We start from the raw sequence: 18,517 nt of genomic DNA on the forward strand, positions 1-18,517 counted from the left end.
AGTTTAAGGATCAATGTCATGCAAATGTATTTAATCCACACGTTTTTCATCCAGTAATTCTGTTATATTCCCCACTTTATATCCTTGTTCCTTCAATTTTTTAATCATTGTATCTAATGCTTCTGCCGTTGACGAAGTAGGATGCATTAATACGATAGCACCTGGGTGTATTTTTCTCATTACTCTCTGCAATAGTACATCTGGCTCAGGTCGCTTCCAATCGATTGTATCGACAGTCCACATAATCGTTCCCATTTGGAAATCATCAGCGATTTTCACGACTTCATCCCGAAAACTTCCACTCGGCGGGGCAAACCATCTTACTTTTTGATTCGTTACTACTTCTATCATTCGATTTGTTTTTTGTAACTGCTCTCGTATTTCATCAGACGATAGCGTTTTCATATTAGGGTGCGTATAAGAATGATTTCCGACTTCTTGATTTGCATCGACAATCATTTTTGCAAATCGTAAATTTTCTTTCACCCAACGTCCTTCTAAAAAGAAAGTGGCCTTCACATCATGCTTTTTCAATATCTCTAATATGCGAGGCAAATACTCATTTCCCCATGCCACATTTATTGTTAATCCTACCATTTTTTTATTTGGATGGCCTCTATAAATTGGAGCGGGTGATAAATCTTCTAAATGAACACTCGGTGAGACTTCTTTGAATTCAAGATATTTTTGATCAAATTCCTTTAGCTTCTTCATATTATTATACGATGCTTCAATATCCACTTGTCTTCCATTATATCCAGGTGTTGCCTTCCATATTTTATCAATCATCGCATTTTGAGGTGCAATCTCATACTTTTTTGCATGCTTTTGAATTTCTTCATGCAAGTTATCTTGTGCAAAAACAGAATAAGAGCCTAAACTGACATATAAAGAAAATATACATATGTATGCCAATATACGAACTTTCATATAAACCCTCCCAAATTAACTATATAAAAACATTTTCTTCTTATCTTTGTTAATTTGAGCGTTATAATGAAAACTATACCTATGCTGACATAAAAATATATATAAATCATATTTTTACATAACAAAAAAAGCCAGTTAAACTGGCTTTTACTTATTGCTGCTCTTGTTTGTTTTCTTCTTTAACAGCTTCTTTTTCTTGCTCTTCTTTTAGCAATACTTTTCTAGATAGATTTACGCGACCTTGCTTGTCAATCTCGATAACTTTAACTGTAATTACATCACCGATTTTTACAACGTCTTCTACTTTACCTACACGCTCAAGTGCAAGTTCAGAAATATGAACTAATCCATCTTTACCGCTGAATAATTCAACGAAAGCACCGAATTTCTCAACACGTTTCACTTTTGCTTCGTAGATTTCACCTACTTGTACTTCGCGAACGATATCTTCGATAATTTTCTTAGCTTTGTCGTTCATTTCTTGGTTTATTGAAGAAATGAATACTGTGCCATCTTGCTCGATGTCAATTTTAACGCCAGTTTCTTCAATAATTTTATTGATTTGTTTACCGCTCGGTCCGATAACGTCACGGATTTTATCTGGATTAATTGTCATTGTAATAATCTTTGGAGCGTACGCTGATAATTCAGTGCGTGGCTCTGGAATAACAGATAACATATGATTTAGAATGTGCACACGACCAACTTTCGCTTGTTGTAATGCCTCTTCTAAAATTTCACGAGATAGACCATCGATTTTAATGTCCATTTGTAGTGCAGTTACACCTTGTGCTGTACCTGCTACTTTAAAGTCCATATCACCTAAATGATCTTCCATACCTTGAATATCAGATAAAATTGTGTAATGCTCACCAGTTTTAACTAGACCCATTGCAATACCTGCAACTGGAGCTTTAAGTGGAACACCAGCATCCATCATTGCTAAAGTACTACCACAAATACTTGCTTGTGAAGTAGAACCATTTGATTCTAAAACTTCAGATACAAGACGTACTGTGTATGGGAAATCTTTTTCAGATGGAATTACAGGCTCAAGTGCGCGTTCTCCTATTGCACCGTGACCGATTTCACGACGACCTGGTCCACGCATTGGTCTTGTTTCACCAACACTAAATGATGGGAAATTGTAATGGTGCATAAAGCGTTTTGATTCTTCTACACCAAGACCATCTAAAATTTGCACATCGCCTAATGCACCTAATGTACAAATACTTAATGCTTGTGTTTGTCCACGAGTGAACAAACCAGAACCGTGTGTACGAGATAAAATACCAACCTCTGATGCTAATGGACGGATTTCGTCACCTTTACGGCCATCTGGACGGATTTTTTCAACTGTAATAAGACGACGTACTTCTTCTTTTACAATTTTATATAAAATCTCATTTACTTGTCCTAATGTATCAGCGTCAGCTTCCTGCGCTTCGTAATGCTCAATAACACGCTTTTTCACTTCGTTAATTGCATCTTCACGTGCATGTTTCTCATGTACTTGAATTGCTGAATGCATATCTTCTTCAGCCATTTCACGTACAGCTTGGTTAAGATCAGCGTCAACTTCATAAAGTTTCACTTCTGATTTCTCTTTACCTACAGCTTGTACAATCTCTTCTTGGAATGCAATTAGACGTTTAATTTCGTCATGACCAAACATAATTGCTTCTAACATTGTTTCTTCAGGTACTTGATCTGCTCCTGCTTCAACCATGTTAATCGCATCTTTCGTACCAGCTACAACTAAGTGAATATCACTTTGTTCTTGCTGTTCTACTGTTGGGTTAATAACGAATTCGCCATTAATACGGCCAACTGTCGCACCAGCGATTGGACCTTCAAATGGAATATCTGAAATCGATAACGCTAATGAAGAACCAAGCATAGCTGCCATTTCAGAAGAACAATCTTGATCAACACTCATTACAATGCTGACAACTTGTACTTCGTTACGGAAGCCATCTGCGAATAGCGGACGAATTGGACGGTCGATTAAACGACTTGCCAAAATTGCTTTTTCACTTGGACGACCTTCACGCTTAATAAAGCCGCCAGGAATTTTTCCGACTGCATATAAACGCTCTTCATAGTTTACTGTAAGTGGGAAGAAATCTACATTTTTTGCTTCTTTTGATGCAGTTGCTGTAGATAGAACCGCTGTATCGCCATATCTTACTAATACTGCTCCGTTCGCTTGTTTTGCAAGCTGACCAGTTTCAACTGTTAGCTGGCGACCAGCTAAATCTATCGAGAAGACTTGCTTTTCTTGACTCATTTAAGTACCCCTCTCAATTTAAAGTATTCAATTCTTCTATGTAAATGGATAGTATATCACAATATTCTACCTCTAGTATTGCCTAAAATTAAGTAAGCTATAAAGCGTAGAAGATATATTTTTACCTAACAAAAAAGCGGGAATATTCCCGCTTCTTTGACTATCGACGTAAGCCAAGCTTTGTGATTAATTCACGGTAACGTGTGATATCGCTATTACGAAGGTAAGTTAGTAAGTTACGACGTTTACCAACCATCTTTAATAGACCACGACGTGAATGATGATCTTTCTTGTGAGTACGTAAGTGCTCGTTTAGAGTGTTAATTTGCTCCGTTAGGACAGCAATTTGAACCTCTGGAGAACCAGTATCAGTCTCATGAGTTCTAAATTGTGCAATGATTTCATTTTTACGTTCTTGTGTTAAAGCCATCCTATTTCACCTCCTATTAATTAAACCCCCAATTACCTAGCAAGCGTCGGTGAGTCGCAATGCCAAGCAATGGTTGTCATAAAGTACATAACATAGAATACTACTTTTCATTTGAAAAAGCAAGTATATTCTTTTCGCTCATAAAATATTCTTGTGCTGTTTTCTTATCTTTTGCGATTTGTTCAACTAACTCATCAATACCGTTGAATTTCTTTTCTGCTCTTATACGCATATGCCACTCTACTGTAACATTTTGATCGTATATATCTTTGTTAAATTCAAATAAGTGCACTTCAATTGATAATTGACGCTCATCTTCTTTAAAAGTCGGTTTATATCCAATATTACATACACCATCGTACCATTCATCGTGAACTTTTAATCTCACTGCATAAACACCTACAGGTGGCAATAAATACTCATCACTTAAACCTACATTAGCTGTCGGGAAACCAATTTGACGCCCACGTTTGTCGCCGTGTATAACTGTTCCCGCTACAGTATAGGCTCTACCTAAAATAGATGGAATTTGCTCCATTTCGCCATTTCGAATTAACTTTCGTAATGCTGTAGAACTTACTTTCTCTTCTTGAAATTCAACTTTTTCAATCACAGTCTGTGTAAACTCCCCTCTTGCATGAAATGGTAAAGTCTCCATCTTTCCTTTTCCTAAACGTCCATATGAATAATCAAACCCTGCTACTACATGCTTTACATTTAAACCAATAATATAATCATCTACAAATTGTTGCGGTAATAACCCTGCAAATGATTCATCAAATTTAATCACATATAATATATCGATTCCTAAGCTTTCGACTATTTTTTCTTTATCACGCATTGGTGTAATATACTCCACATGCGCATCCTTTTTCCCTAAAACAACAGATGGATGAGGATGAAATGTCATAACTGCACTTTTATATCCTCGTTCGTCCGCTATTTTTTTCGCAGTTCGAATTACACATTGATGTCCTAAATGAATGCCATCAAAAAATCCTAATGCCATTACAGTAGGTGGTAATTCTAATTTATTTTGTTCATGTGGATGAGTTAAATGAATAAGTTTCACGCTTGAATTCACCTTTTTCTGTAATAATCCTTCCAATAATTCATTATAGCTTTAGTTCTTGATTATTCACAAGTACTTTCATCGGCTTTAACATGCCAGGATGTTTCGGATGATGTTCATAAATTGCTAAGCAACGATCATTTTTATCAAACACTGTAATAAATGGTGCTGTTATTTCTAATTCATTCTTTAAGAACATACCATTCTTTATTTTCTCTGCTTGCTTTTCATCTACAACCATTTTTGGAAACTTACTTAATGCTTCATCAATTGAAATGAAGATAGACTCTACTGTTCCATTTTGCACGTTTTCTTCAATTTCTTCAAATGATATGCAATCTTCTAATAAAAATTCACCAGATGCCGTTCTTACAAGGTGAGACATATGTGATGGGAAACCAAGTTTCTCCCCGATCATTACAGCTAACGTTCTTACATATGTTCCTTTACTACACGTTACACGGAAACGGAATGAAATATTTTCTCCTTCAAAAACTTCACGATCATCAAGTAATACGAATTCATGAATTGTAATTGTACGAACTGGACGTTCCACCTCTTGTCCTGCTCTTGCATATTCATATAATTTTTTCCCGTTTACTTTTACAGCCGAGAACATTGGTGGCATTTGTTCAATCGTGCCTGTTAATTCCGCAAGGACTTTCTCTACTTCCATACGAGTAATAGTACGATCTACATTTTTCGTTTCAACAACCTCACCAGAAGCGTCTTCAGTTGTCGTTGAAAACCCTAATGTTACTTCACCTTCATATGTTTTCGTTTCACTTGTTAAAAATTGTGCAATTTTCGTTGCTCTTCCAACGCAAATTGGTAATACTCCTGTTACATCTGGATCTAATGTTCCCGTATGACCAATTCTCTTTTCTCGCAATATCTTTCTTAATTTAAATACTCAATCATGTGATGTCATGCCTTTTGGCTTATGTAATAATACTACACCTTCCATATATGTTCACCTCATCATAATTCTTTCGTATTAAATATCCAAAACTTATTTTGCATTGAAAAAATGGATAGACAAATGTCTATCCATTATTCTTCACGTTTACCGTCTTTATTAATTTCATGTAAAAGTGTATCAATTCGATGACCATATCCGATAGACTCATCAAACTCAAAGGTAATTTCCGGTGTTTTACGAAGACGAATACGTTGGCCAATTTCTGAACGAATAAAGCCTTTTGCCTTCGCTAAACCTTTTAAAGTATTTTCTTTCTGTTCTTCGTCACCTAAAACAGAAATATATACTTTAGCAATTTGTAAATCACCACTCACTTGTACATCTGTTACTGTAACAAATCCAATACGTGGGTCTTTAATTTTACGACTGATAATATCGCCTAATTCTTTTTTCATTTGCTCGCCCACACGGTTCGCACGTAATTTCATAACTCTTCACCTCATTCAATACCATTCCAAATGTGTTATTGTACGTTCAATTTCAGGAAATGAATCGATGTACTCAAGTACACGATTCATTTCTTTTTCACAGATAACACGATTTGAGGATACGGAAACAATTGCAATTTCTGTACGTTGCCATACATCTTGGTGCCCAACTTCAGAAACAGCTACATTATAGCGCTGTTTCACACGAGTTAACACACGTTGTAAAATTGCACGTTTCTCTTTTAAAGAATGCACATCGTAAATCATACACTCGAATGAGAGTGAAGCGATAATCATCGCTTCACTTCTTCCATAATGTACGCTTCAATGATGTCCCCTTCTTTAAGATCATTATATCTCTCAATTGTAATACCACACTCATAGTTTTGTGCAACTTCTTTTACGTCGTCTTTGAAACGTTTTAACGTATCAAGTTGTCCTTCGAAAATTACTACGCCGTCACGGATAATACGTACGCCACTATCACGCGTAATTTTACCGTCTGTTACATAACAACCTGCGATTGTTCCAACTTTTGTTACTTTAAACGTTTGACGAACTTCTGCTTGACCGATTACTTTTTCTTCGAATTCTGGATCAAGCATACCTTGCATCGCTGCTTCAATCTCTTCGATTACTTTATAAATAATACGGTGTAAACGAATATCAACGTTCTCTAATTCAGCTGTACGCTTCGCGTTCACATCTGGACGTACGTTAAATCCAATTACAATTGCATTAGATGCAGAAGCTAAAATGATATCAGATTCTGTAATCGCACCTACACCAGTGTGAATGATTTTAACTTTTACGCCTTCAACATCAATTTTACGAAGTGATGCTGCCATCGCTTCAACAGAACCTTGTACGTCTGCTTTTACGATTAAGTTAATTTCTTTTACATCGCCCTCTTGGATTTGTTGGAATAAATCTTCAAGGCTTAATTTAGATTTCTCACCACGTTGTGCAACTAACGCTTCTTGTGCACGTGATTCACCAATTTGACGAGCTTTCTTCTCATCAGCGAATGCCATGAAACGATCTCCAGCCTGTGGTACTTCGTTTAAACCAGTAATTTCAACAGGAGTTGATGGACCAGCAACTTTTACACGACGACCAATATCACTTACCATTGCACGAACACGTCCGAATGAAGTTCCAACAACGATTGGATCTCCAACTCGAAGCGTACCGTTTTGAACAAGTAATGTCGCGATAGTTCCTTTACCTTTATCAAGCTGTGCTTCGATTACTGTACCAGTTGCATAGCGGTTTGGATTTGCTTTGTATTCTTCTACTTCACTTACAAGAAGGATCATTTCTAGTAAGTTGTCAATGCCTTCGCCTTGAATTGCAGAAATTGGTACGAAAATAGTATCTCCGCCCCAAGCTTCTGGAACTAATTCATATTCTGTTAGTTCTTGCATTACGCGATCAGGGTTTGCAGCTGGTTTATCCATTTTATTCACAGCAACAATAATTGGTACTCCTGCTGCCTTCGCATGGTTAATTGCTTCAACCGTTTGTGGCATAACACCGTCATCCGCTGCAACAACAAGGATTGTAATATCCGTTACTTGTGCACCACGAGCACGCATCGTTGTAAATGCTGCGTGACCAGGTGTATCTAAGAATGTAATCTTCTTATCGTTTACTTCAACTTGATATGCACCGATATGCTGAGTAATTCCACCCGCTTCGCCTGCAGTTACTTTTGAGTTACGAATAGAATCCAGTAATGTTGTTTTACCGTGGTCAACGTGTCCCATGATTGTAACTACAGCTGGACGTTCTTTTAAGTTCTCTTCATCATCTTGCTCATCAATGAATGTTTCAAACTCAGTCTCGCTCACAATTACTTCTTCTTCTACTTCAATACCGTAGTCGTTAGCAATTAACTCAATTGTATCTTTATCCAAGTCTTGGTTAATTGTTGCCATAATTCCAAGCATGAAGAGCTTCTTAATAATTTCAGATGGCTCTTTGCTTAATTTTTTAGCAAGATCTCCTACTGTAAGGCTTCCAGAGAAAGTAATTTTATCTGGTGTTTCTACAATTTGAGTTTGTTGTCTACCAGCAAAGTTCTCTTGACGTTTGTCTTCGTTTCCTTTGCCTTTTTTCTTTTTCTTATTGCTGTTCTTTTTACTGCGAACAACTTTTTCTTCTACTTCAAACTCATCTGCAACAGAAGGTTTTTCAGTTTGATATTCATTATCTAATTTATTTACTACTTCATCGTCTAACATTGTCATATGATTCGAAACCTCGATATTCATTTCTTTTAGTTTTGTCATAAGATCTTTACTTGAGATATTATGTTTTTTTGCATATTCATGCACTCGAATTTTACTCATACCTTCACCCCCGGTAATTTGTATCGAGCATGCTACGCAGCTTTTTCGCAAAGCCTTCATCTAACACAGCTACAACGACTCGCTCATCTCTCCCAATCGCATGCCCTAATTGTTGTCGATTTTCGACCTTTCTCATTGGTACGTTGTAGTACGTAGTTTTATCTGTGATGCGTTTTGTAGTATTTACTGACGCATCTTCAGATAGCAATACAAGTTTTGCTTTGCCACTTCGTACTTCTTTTAAAACGAGTTCTTCACCCGAAATAATTTTCCGAGCCCGGTTTGCTAGTCCTAAAAACGATTTCCAATCGGACACTTATTTCGACTCCTTCTCAACAAGCTCAAGAAGCTCTTCATATAAAGAACCGTCGATTTTCGCTTTTAGATGATGTTCCAAAACATTTTTCTTTTGAGCTTGAAGAATGCTCTCCTTGTCCTTCGACAAGTAAGCACCTCGTCCTGATTTTTTCCCAGTTAAATCAATGGACACTTCTCCCTCTTTGGAACGAACAATGCGAACGAGCTCTCGTTTTGATTTCATTTCTTGCGTTGCAACACATTTTCGTAACGGAACTTTTCGATTGCTCATACTCATCACCTCTATTCGATTTCGTCTTCCACTGAATCGAATCCAAATGCGATTACGCTATCTTCTTCTGTTACAATACCAAGTTGTTTCGCATCAGACTCACTCTTAATGTCAATTTTCCAGCCTGTTAATTTAGCTGCAAGACGTGCATTTTGTCCACGCTTACCGATAGCTAATGATAGCTGGTGGTCTGGAACAACTACTGTTGTCGCTTTTTCTTCTTCATCTACAAGTACTTTAACAACTTGTGATGGGCTTAATGCATTTGCAACATATTCAACTGGATCATTTGACCAGCGAACGATGGCAATTTTTTCACCTTTTAATTCGTCTACAATGCGTTGTACACGTTGCCCTTTTGGTCCTACACAAGAACCAACTGGATCAACATCAGTGTTCTCTGCATATACAGAGATCTTAGAGCGATCGCCAGCTTCACGTGCTACAGAACGAATTTCTACAGTTCCATCATAGATTTCAGGAACTTCCATTTCGAATAAACGTTTTAAAAGACCAGGATGTGTACGTGATACGTAAATTTGTGGTCCTTTTGTCGTTTTTTCTACTTTCGTAATGAATACGCGAATACGATCATGTGGTTTGTATTGCTCATTAGGCATTTGCTCACTTACAGGTAATAAAGCTTCTACTTTTCCTAAGCTTACATAGATGAAACGAGCATCTTGACGTTGTACAATACCTACCATAATATCTTCTTCACGATCACTAAACTCAGAGTAAATAACACCGCGCTCTGCTTCACGCACTCGTTGTGTTACAACTTGTTTTGCAGTTTGTGCTGCAATACGACCAAAGTCTTTTGGTGTTACTTCAATTTCTAGTACGTCACCATCTTGGTAGTTTGGATTAATTTGTCTTGCTTCCTCTACAGAAATTTCAAGACGTGGATCAAACACATTGTCTACTACGTCTTTACGTGCTAAAACTTGAATTGTTCCCACTTCTGGGTTAAAGCTCACACGAACGTTTTGTGCTTGATTAAAATTGCGCTTATAAGCAGAGATTAAAGCTGCTTCAATCGCATCAATAATAATGTCTTTGCTAATGCCTTTTTCAGATTCTAATACGAGCAAAGCATCTAATAACTCAGTGCTCATGAAGATCCCCCTTCTAACTAAAACGTAACAGCAAGTCGCGCATTTGCGACTTTATCCATCGAAATTTGGATTTCTTTTTTACGTGTTTTAATTGTTAATAATAATGTTATTGTTGTACCATCGTAAGAAAGCAGTTTTCCTTCAAACATCTTTTCACCATCAATCGGCTCATATGTTTTAATTGCCACTTGTTTTCCTACCGCTTGCTGGAAGTCTTTTTCTTTCTTTAATGGGCGTTCCGCTCCAGGAGATGATACATCCAAAAAGTAAAGATGAGGAATTGGGTCCTCTTTATCTAAAGCTTCGCTTAAACGTTCACTTACCGCACCGCATTCTTCAATGTCGACTCCCTTTTCAGAATCGATGAATACGCGTAAGAACCAGTCTTGTCCTTCTTTCACATACTCTACATCTACAAGTTCAAGATTTAACTCTTCAACGATCGGCTGCGCAAATGCTTCTACAACTTCTGTGACTTTCTTATCCATAAACAGCCTCCTTCCTGCCGTCATGTACCATTTAAAAGAAGAAGACCCCGCCAATTTAAAAACGGTCTATCTTATTCTTTCTCGTTAGCTAACAAAAGCCCCTGCTGTTCAGCAGGGATTATCTGTCTTAGTATTACCAAATTTAAGAAGTAAAACTTGTAACAAAATATGTATATACGACAGAAATCTTTTACCTATCTACGTAGATAAAACATAGATAGTAACACGAAAGAGTGGGTTTCCCCACTCTTTTCTTTACACAATATACATGACATGGTTATCTCGGTTAATAGTATATCATAGGAAATGTTGATTTGCAAAGACTTTTCCTACCTACTAGAACAGTGATAACTGGTTTTGATCTGGTAAGTCTCCTAAACAACCTTGGCTATCTAAATACTCAATAATTGTTTTCGAAACCTTACTTCGCTGTTGCAAGTCTTCTTTTGATAAGAAGTCTCCATTTTTACGTGCTTCTACAATACTTAAAGCTGCGTTTGTGCCAAGACCAGGTACTGCATTAAATGGAGGGATTAATGTATCTCCATCAATAATAAATTCTGTTGCATGTGAGCGGTATAAATCCACCTTTTGGAATGAGTATCCACGCTCACACATTTCAAGTGTCATTTCTAGTACCGTTAATAAACTCTTCTCTTTCGGCGCAGCATCGAGTCCCTTTTGAGCAATTTCATCAATTCTTGCACGTATAGATGCTGAACCTTTCGCCATTGCCTCTACATCAAAATCATCTGCACGAACTGTAAAATATGCGGCATAGAATAACAGTGCAAAATGTACTTTAAAGTATGCGATACGTACAGCCATAAGTACGTAAGCAGCCGCATGGGCTTTAGGGAACATGTATTTAATCTTCTTACATGAATCAATATACCAACCTGGCACATTATTATTTTTCATGTCTTCTTCCCATTCTTCCGGTACACCTTTACCTTTACGAACCGACTCCATGATTTTGAAGGCTAATGATGGATCTAGACCTTGATAGATTAAATATACCATGATGTCATCACGACAACCGATAACTTCGCTCAGCGTACATGTACCGTTATAAATTAACTCGTTTGCATTACCAAGCCATACGTCGGTACCATGTGATAGTCCAGAAATTTGGACTAACTCTGAGAATGTCGTCGGTTTTGTCTCTTCTAACATCTGTCTTACGAATTTTGTACCAAACTCTGGTATACCAAGTGTACCTGTTTTACAGTTAATTTGTTCTTCCGTTACCCCTAACGATTCTGGACCAGAGAAAATTTTCATTACTTCTGGATCATCCGTTGGGATTGTTTTCGGATCAATACCACTTAAATCTTGTAACATACGAATAACGGTCGGATCATCGTGTCCTAGTATATCAAGTTTCAATAAATTATCATGAATCGAGTGGAAATCAAAATGCGTTGTTCTCCATTCAGCACCAATTGAATCAGCTGGATACTGTATTGGTGAGAAATCAAAGATATCCATGTAATCTGGCACAACGATAATACCGCCTGGATGCTGTCCTGTTGTACGTTTTACACCGGTACACCCTGCTACTAAGCGATCAATCTCTGCATTTCGAATCGTTAAGTTATGATCATTTGCATAACCTTTTACATATCCGTAAGCAGTTTTTTCCGCAACTGTACCAATCGTTCCTGCACGATATACATAGTCTTCACCGAACAGTACTTTCGTATAGTTATGGGCACGTGGTTGGTATTCCCCGGAGAAGTTCAAATCGATATCGGGTACCTTATCTCCTTTAAATCCAAGGAATGTTTCGAACGGAATGTCATGTCCATCTTTTACATATGGAATATTACAAGCAGGACATTCTTTATCTGGTAAGTCAAAACCAGAGCCTACAGAACCATCATTAAAGAATTCTGATTGCTTACACTTCGGACATACATAGTGTGGTGGTAATGGGTTTACTTCTGTAATTTCCATCATCGTTGCAACAAATGATGATCCTACCGATCCACGCGAACCTACTAGATATCCGTCTACTAACGATTTTTTCACAAGCTTATGTGAAATTAAATAAATTACGGCGAATCCATGCCCAATAATACTTTTTAATTCTTTTTCTAAACGTGCTTCTACAATTTCCGGTAGCTCTTCACCATAAATGCTACGCGCCATTTTATAACTCATATCACGCGTTTCATCATCAGCACCTTCAATTTTCGGTGTGTATAAATCGTCTTTTACTGGATGCACATCACCAATTAATGACGCAATCTTTTGTGTATTTGTTACAACAACTTCTTTCGCTTTATCTTCACCTAAGAATGAAAAACATTCTAACATTTCATCAGTTGTACGGAAATGTACTGGCGGTAATGAATGTCGATTTAACGGATTGGCTCCGCCCTGCGAACTGACTAAAATTTTACGATACATTGCATCCTCAGGGTCTAAATAATGCACGTTTCCTGTAGCAACAACTGGTTTATCTAACGTCTCACCTAGTTTTACTAAGTTAGAAATAATTGTTTTTAATTGACCTTCGTCTCGAACAAGTTCACGTTCTACTAAATGACGCAACACCTCTGGAGGCATTACTTCAATGTAATCATAGAACTGGGCAATTTCTTCTACCTCTTCAGGTGCCTTTTGCATCATTGCCTCGAAAACTTCACCTTTATCACAAGCCGTTCCTACTAAAATTCCTTCACGGTATTTTTTTAATAGTGACCTCGGCACACGTGGTACACGGTAAAAGTAATTAAGGTGAGAATATGAAACAAGTTTATATAAATTTTTCAATCCAACATCTGATGTGGCAAGTAACGTCATATGACTTGGACGGCCACGCTTATACGCATCCCCTTGTCCCATGCTATCATTTAATTGATCGTGATATTCAAATCCCTTTTCAATTACGTCTTTCAACATTTTCACAAGTAAATATCCCGTCGCTTCTGTATCATAAATTGCACGGTGATGTTGTGTTAATTCAATATCAAGTTTTTTACACATCGTATTTAATCGATGATTTTTCATTTCTGGGAATAAGAATCGTGCAAGTTCTAACGTATCAATAACGGGGTTATTCGTTTTTTCTAGTCCAGCCTTTTTAAAACCTACGTTAATAAAGCCCATATCAAAGCTCGCGTTATGGGCAACAAGTGTATGGTCGCCCATCCATTCCTCAAACTTTTTAAACACTTCGTCCACTTCAGGTGCATCAGTTAACATATCATCTGTAATACCTGTTAATTCAATGATCGTCGCCGATAATGGTTGATGCGGATTTGCAAAAGATTCAAAGCGGTCAATAATTTCGCCACCCTTTACTTTTACAGCAGCCAACTCAATAACTGTATCGTATACAGCTGATAAACCTGTCGTCTCAACGTCGAAAACAACATACGTTTCCTCTGCAAGTAAACGATGCGCTTCGTTATATGCTATCGGTACACCATCATTAACTAAATTTGCTTCTACACCATATATAACTTTAACTCCAGCCTTCTTCCCCGCAGAATACGCCTCTGGGAAAGACTGAGCCACGGCATGGTCTGTAACCGCAATAGCCTCATGTCCCCATTTACCAGCTTGAGCAACAAGCTTAGAAACTGGAGTGACAGCGTCCATTTGACTCATCGGAGTATGGAGATGCAGCTCTACTCGTTTTTCGCCTTCTGGTGCTTTATCTTTACGAGACGGTCCTGTTATTTCATTAATATCATTTGCAATCATTACTAAATCTCGAACGAATGTATCGTTTTGAACAGAACCACGCGCTTTCACCCACATTCCTTTTTTCAAGGATTGCAGCATTGGAATATCTTCTTTGTCACGCGAGAACATTTTGATCATAATAGAATCCGTATAATCCGTTATTTTTAAAGTTAATAACGTACGTCCACTACGAAGCTCTTTTGTTTCTACATGGAAGACATATCCTTGAACCGTTTTTCTTCTTTCTTCATCTTGAATTTCTCGCATCGGTGTAATCTCTTCATCTGGCTTAATAAGATACCCGAGTGTAATCGGTCCTTCATACACAACGCTGCTTTCTTCAGCTTGCTTCTTCGCCATTTCTTCCATAGCTTGTATAACACGCTCGCGGTCTTCTTGCTGCGTTTGTTCACGAAACTTTTGCATTTCTTCTGTATTTTGCTGTATATGTGTGTCTAACTGAAAACGCGGGAATCCAAAAACTTCGTATTGATCCCCTACTGGTTTCGCAACGTTTTTCTTTAAAGCAGTAGACTCCAACTCGTTATTCACATTTATTAGCAACTTCACTCCATTCACCTGTGGAAGCTGCTTCTTTAAGTATGCGAACATAGGTGAAAATGTAATTCGTTCCGTACAAAGCGGCCAATACGCCCTCACTTCTTCTTCTGTAAATTGTTTATTCTCTGTTTCTAATGCAAATGTTGTTCTTGCAATATGAGAAAATGATTGCTTAAGCTTTGTTTCTAGCAATTCATATAATTCTGTAGGCAAAATACGTGGCACTTGTAAATCAAAATGCCAACTTTTATTCGCTTTATCAATAACGAGCCTTTCAATACCACCGCCTTGTAAATATTGATTTATAAGGTCGTCTGGTATTTGCAACTGCTGGAGCAAAATTTGAAATCGCTCTTGTTGTTCATTTGTTAAAGACATAAGCACTCTCCTTCCATTTGCTATTATAAATTGAAACGTACCACAAAGAAAGATTTCTCACCTCTTCTTTTACAAAATACGTTTACAAAGAAAGAGAAGGTACCCCATTACGAGGTACCTCTTCTTATTTTAAAATATTTGCAATATATGTTTGAAGTTCTTCTACTTTTACTTCTTCAGACTCACCTGTAGCACGTACTTTCACTTCTACAATACCTTCGTCTGCTTTTTTACCAACTGTAACACGAACTGGAAGACCGAATAAATCTGCATCTGCAAATTTAACACCTGCACGTTCTGCACGATCGTCTAATAACACTTCATAGCCTTGTTCTTGTAATGAGTTGTAGATATTTTCACCCATTTCACGTTGTGCATCCGATTTCATATTTACTGGAATTACATGCACATGGAACGGTGCTACAGCTTTTGGCCAAACTAAGCCGTTCTCATCGTTAAACTGCTCTGCAATTGCTGCCACTGTACGAGATACCCCGATACCGTAACAACCCATAATAAGTGGTTGTGTTTTTCCGTTTTCATCCAGGAATGTTGCGTTCATTGCTTCACTATAACGAGTTCCTAATTTGAATACATGACCAACTTCAATTCCGCGTGCAAAAAGAATTGTTCCGTTTCCATCTGGAGATTGGTCTCCTTCTTGGATGAAGCGTAAATCTGTATATTGACTTACTTTAAAGTCACGTTCTGGATTTACATTTACATAATGGAATCCTTCTTCATTCGCTCCTGAACATCCGTTAACAATTGATGCTACAGCATGATCAGCAATAATTTCGATATCACCTGTTACATTAATCGGTCCTAATGAACCAACTTCCCAATTTAATAATGCTTTTACTTCTTCATGAGAAGCAAGCTCAACAACTGAAGCGCCGTATACATTTTTCACTTTCACATCGTTTACTTCGTGATCACCACGAACAAGTACCACTACTAATTTCTCATCTACTTTAAACACCATAGACTTAATGCACTTGTCAGCTTCGATGTTTAAGAATGCAGATACTTCTTCAATTGCTTTTTGGTCTGGTGTTGCTACTTTTTCAAGTGCTTTTTCTGCTTCGTCACTCTTCGTATACGTAGCTACAACAGGAGCCATTTCGATGTTTGCTGCATAATCAGATGTGTCAGAGTATGCAATTGTATCTTCACCAACATCAGATAATACCATAAATTCATGTGTATCTTTTCCGCCCATTGCTCCAGAATCAGCAATAACTGCACGGAAATTCAAGCCACAGCGAGCAAAAATGTTAGAGTATGCTTTATATAAACGATCGTATACTTCATCTAAGCTCTCTTGTGTAGCATGGAAAGAGTATGCATCTTTCATTAGAAACTCTCTTCCACGTAATAAGCCGAAACGAGGTCTTTGCTCATCACGGAATTTTGTTTGAATTTGGTATAATGTTAACGGTAATTTTTTATATGATTTCACTTCATCACGCACAAGATCCGTAATTACTTCCTCATGTGTCGCTCCTAATGCGAATTCACGAGCATTACGATCTTTCATACGCATTAATTCAGATCCGTAAGAATACCAACGACCTGATTCTTGCCATAATTCCGCAGCTTGCATAGCTGGCATTAATAATTCTACAGCTCCTGCGCGCTCCATTTCTTCTCGAACGATACGTTCTACTTTGTGTAATACTTTTAATCCAAATGGTAGAAAGCTATAAATACCAGAAGCATTTTGACGCATAAAACCTGCACGAAGTAATAGCTGATGACTCTTAATTTCAGCATCAGCTGGAACTTCACGTAATGTAGGACTGAATACCATACTTTGTTTCATTTATTTGCACCTCTTCATTTTACTCTTACACGCAGTAAAACCCCTCACCTCGAGTTAGGTGAGGGATTTTATTCTACGAGCTCTATTTCATTATAAGTTTCACTTTATTTTACAAGAAAAACTTACGAATGTCATTCCAAGTTACAACTAACATAAGTAACATTAATAATGCAAAACCAATAAAGTGAACCATTCCTTCTTTTTGGCGATCAATTGGTTTCCCTCGTAACGCTTCAATTAAGAAGAAGAATAAACGGCCACCATCTAAAGCAGGAACTGGTAATAAATTAAATAAACCAAGATTAATGCTTAGAACTGCAGCTAAACTTAGTACACGCGTAAACCCATAATCTACAACTTGATCTGTTAGATTATAAATTCCTACTGGACCTGATAACTCATTAATAGAAAATTGACCAGTTACTAATTTAACAAGAGATTCAAAAATTAGTTTCGTCCATTGGTACGTTTGTTCAAATCCTGATTTAATAGAACCCATTACTGTTTTCTCTACAGGAGAATACACACCGATTCTACCAACTTCGTCTTTTCCTTCTTTATCGAGTGTTGGCGTTACTTTCACATTAAACTGTTCATTATCACGCTTTACTTGTAACGTAATTTCTTTATTTGGGTTTTCACGTACAATAGTAACAACATCTTTCCATGTACTTGTGTTTTTCCCATCAATAGCTTGAATTGTATCATTCTCTTTCAATCCAGCTTGCTGTGCTGCACTGTTATCCATCACTTTTCCAACCATTGGTTTGTCAACAGGAACCCCTTGTACAAATCCAAGAATCACAAAAATAACAAATGCTAAAATGAAGTTCATTGCAGCACCCACAAAGATTGTTAAAGCGCGTTGCCCTAGTTTTTTCGAGCCAAATTGTCTATTATACGCAGCAATTTGAATTTCTTCCCCCGCAGTAATAATACGAGCCTTTTCATTCACTCGGAATGTTTGAAGCTCTTCCTCGTACTCTTCATAGCCCGAAATTGTTAAATTATGCTCCAAATCAGCTTGTTCGACTTCAATAACACGAACATTTGGATACTTTTCATATCCATCAAAAACTAATTTTACAACTTCGTCTTTTTCATTTAATACAAGGCCAACCTTTTTCCCAGGCTTTAACTCAACTGTGTCCGCATCCTCGCCGGCCATTCTTACATAGCCACCAAGGGGCAGTAATCGAATCGTATACACCGTTTCATTCTTTTCAAATGAGAATATTTCGGACCAAAACCAATCGCAAACTCGCGGCATAAAATACCTGCTCTTTTTGCGAAATATAGATGCCCTAGCTCATGGAAAAATACGAGTGCACCGAAAATTAATATAAAGGCAATCGCTGTATTCAATTCCATAA

General features: G+C 37.4%; 13 protein-coding genes and 2 pseudogenes. All 15 read right to left on the minus strand.

Going from position 1 to position 18,517, the window contains the following annotated elements:
• Window positions 1-30: 30 nt before the first annotated feature.
• Window positions 31-930: a polysaccharide deacetylase family protein gene (locus BC_RS18965; protein ID WP_000868217.1), complete on the minus strand. Its 900-nt coding sequence runs from the start codon at window positions 928-930 to the stop codon at window positions 31-33.
• 151 nt (window positions 931-1,081) lie between these two features.
• The gene (pnp, locus tag BC_RS18970; RefSeq protein WP_000076736.1) at window positions 1,082-3,220 is read right to left on the minus strand and encodes a polyribonucleotide nucleotidyltransferase; all 2,139 of its coding nucleotides are present in this window, start codon (window positions 3,218-3,220) and stop codon (window positions 1,082-1,084) included.
• A 160-nt stretch (window positions 3,221-3,380) separates the two neighbouring features.
• Window positions 3,381-3,650, minus strand: coding sequence for a 30S ribosomal protein S15 (rpsO, locus tag BC_RS18975; protein WP_001229392.1), 270 nt, complete (start codon window positions 3,648-3,650; stop codon window positions 3,381-3,383).
• 100 nt (window positions 3,651-3,750) lie between these two features.
• Window positions 3,751-4,722, minus strand: a complete 972-nt coding sequence (ribF, locus tag BC_RS18980) for a bifunctional riboflavin kinase/FAD synthetase (protein ID WP_000766706.1) — start codon at window positions 4,720-4,722, stop codon at window positions 3,751-3,753.
• A 43-nt stretch (window positions 4,723-4,765) separates the two neighbouring features.
• Window positions 4,766-5,689, minus strand: a pseudogene (gene truB, locus BC_RS18985) (tRNA pseudouridine(55) synthase TruB).
• 86 nt (window positions 5,690-5,775) lie between these two features.
• A complete protein-coding gene (gene rbfA / locus BC_RS18990) occupies window positions 5,776-6,132 on the minus strand; it encodes a 30S ribosome-binding factor RbfA (protein ID WP_000776437.1) in 357 nt (118 codons plus the stop codon).
• Window positions 6,133-6,147: 15 nt separating this feature from the next.
• Window positions 6,148-6,429 (minus strand): DUF503 domain-containing protein, encoded by a 282-nt coding sequence (locus BC_RS18995; RefSeq protein ID WP_000582363.1) that lies wholly within the window; start codon window positions 6,427-6,429, stop codon window positions 6,148-6,150.
• Window positions 6,426-8,486 carry a translation initiation factor IF-2 gene (gene infB / locus BC_RS19000; RefSeq protein ID WP_000036343.1) on the minus strand — a complete coding sequence of 687 codons (2,061 nt, stop codon included), beginning with the start codon at window positions 8,484-8,486 and terminating at the stop codon, window positions 6,426-6,428. The genes BC_RS18995 and infB overlap by 4 nt, the downstream gene beginning before the upstream one ends.
• Window positions 8,487-8,490: 4 nt before the next feature.
• Window positions 8,491-8,802, minus strand: a complete 312-nt coding sequence (locus BC_RS19005) for a YlxQ family RNA-binding protein (RefSeq protein WP_001286523.1) — start codon at window positions 8,800-8,802, stop codon at window positions 8,491-8,493.
• A complete protein-coding gene (rnpM, locus tag BC_RS19010) occupies window positions 8,803-9,075 on the minus strand; it encodes an RNase P modulator RnpM (RefSeq protein WP_000071127.1) in 273 nt (90 codons plus the stop codon).
• Between the two features lie 11 nt (window positions 9,076-9,086).
• A complete protein-coding gene (gene nusA / locus BC_RS19015) occupies window positions 9,087-10,193 on the minus strand; it encodes a transcription termination factor NusA (protein WP_000102602.1) in 1,107 nt (368 codons plus the stop codon).
• A 17-nt stretch (window positions 10,194-10,210) separates the two neighbouring features.
• Complete coding sequence (rimP, locus tag BC_RS19020) at window positions 10,211-10,681, minus strand: ribosome maturation factor RimP (protein ID WP_000359096.1); 471 nt, start codon at window positions 10,679-10,681, stop codon at window positions 10,211-10,213.
• A 336-nt stretch (window positions 10,682-11,017) separates the two neighbouring features.
• On the minus strand, window positions 11,018-15,319 hold the full coding sequence (locus BC_RS19025) for a PolC-type DNA polymerase III (protein ID WP_000060005.1): 4,302 nt from the start codon (window positions 15,317-15,319) through the stop codon (window positions 11,018-11,020).
• 124 nt (window positions 15,320-15,443) lie between these two features.
• Window positions 15,444-17,144: a proline--tRNA ligase gene (locus BC_RS19030; protein ID WP_000814303.1), complete on the minus strand. Its 1,701-nt coding sequence runs from the start codon at window positions 17,142-17,144 to the stop codon at window positions 15,444-15,446.
• Window positions 17,145-17,253: 109 nt separating this feature from the next.
• A pseudogene (gene rseP / locus BC_RS19035) lies at window positions 17,254-18,515 on the minus strand (RIP metalloprotease RseP).
• Between the last annotated feature and the right edge of the window lie 2 nt (window positions 18,516-18,517).

The sequence above is a fragment of the Bacillus cereus ATCC 14579 genome, assembly GCF_000007825.1.
Lineage (GTDB): Bacteria > Bacillota > Bacilli > Bacillales > Bacillaceae_G > Bacillus_A > Bacillus_A cereus.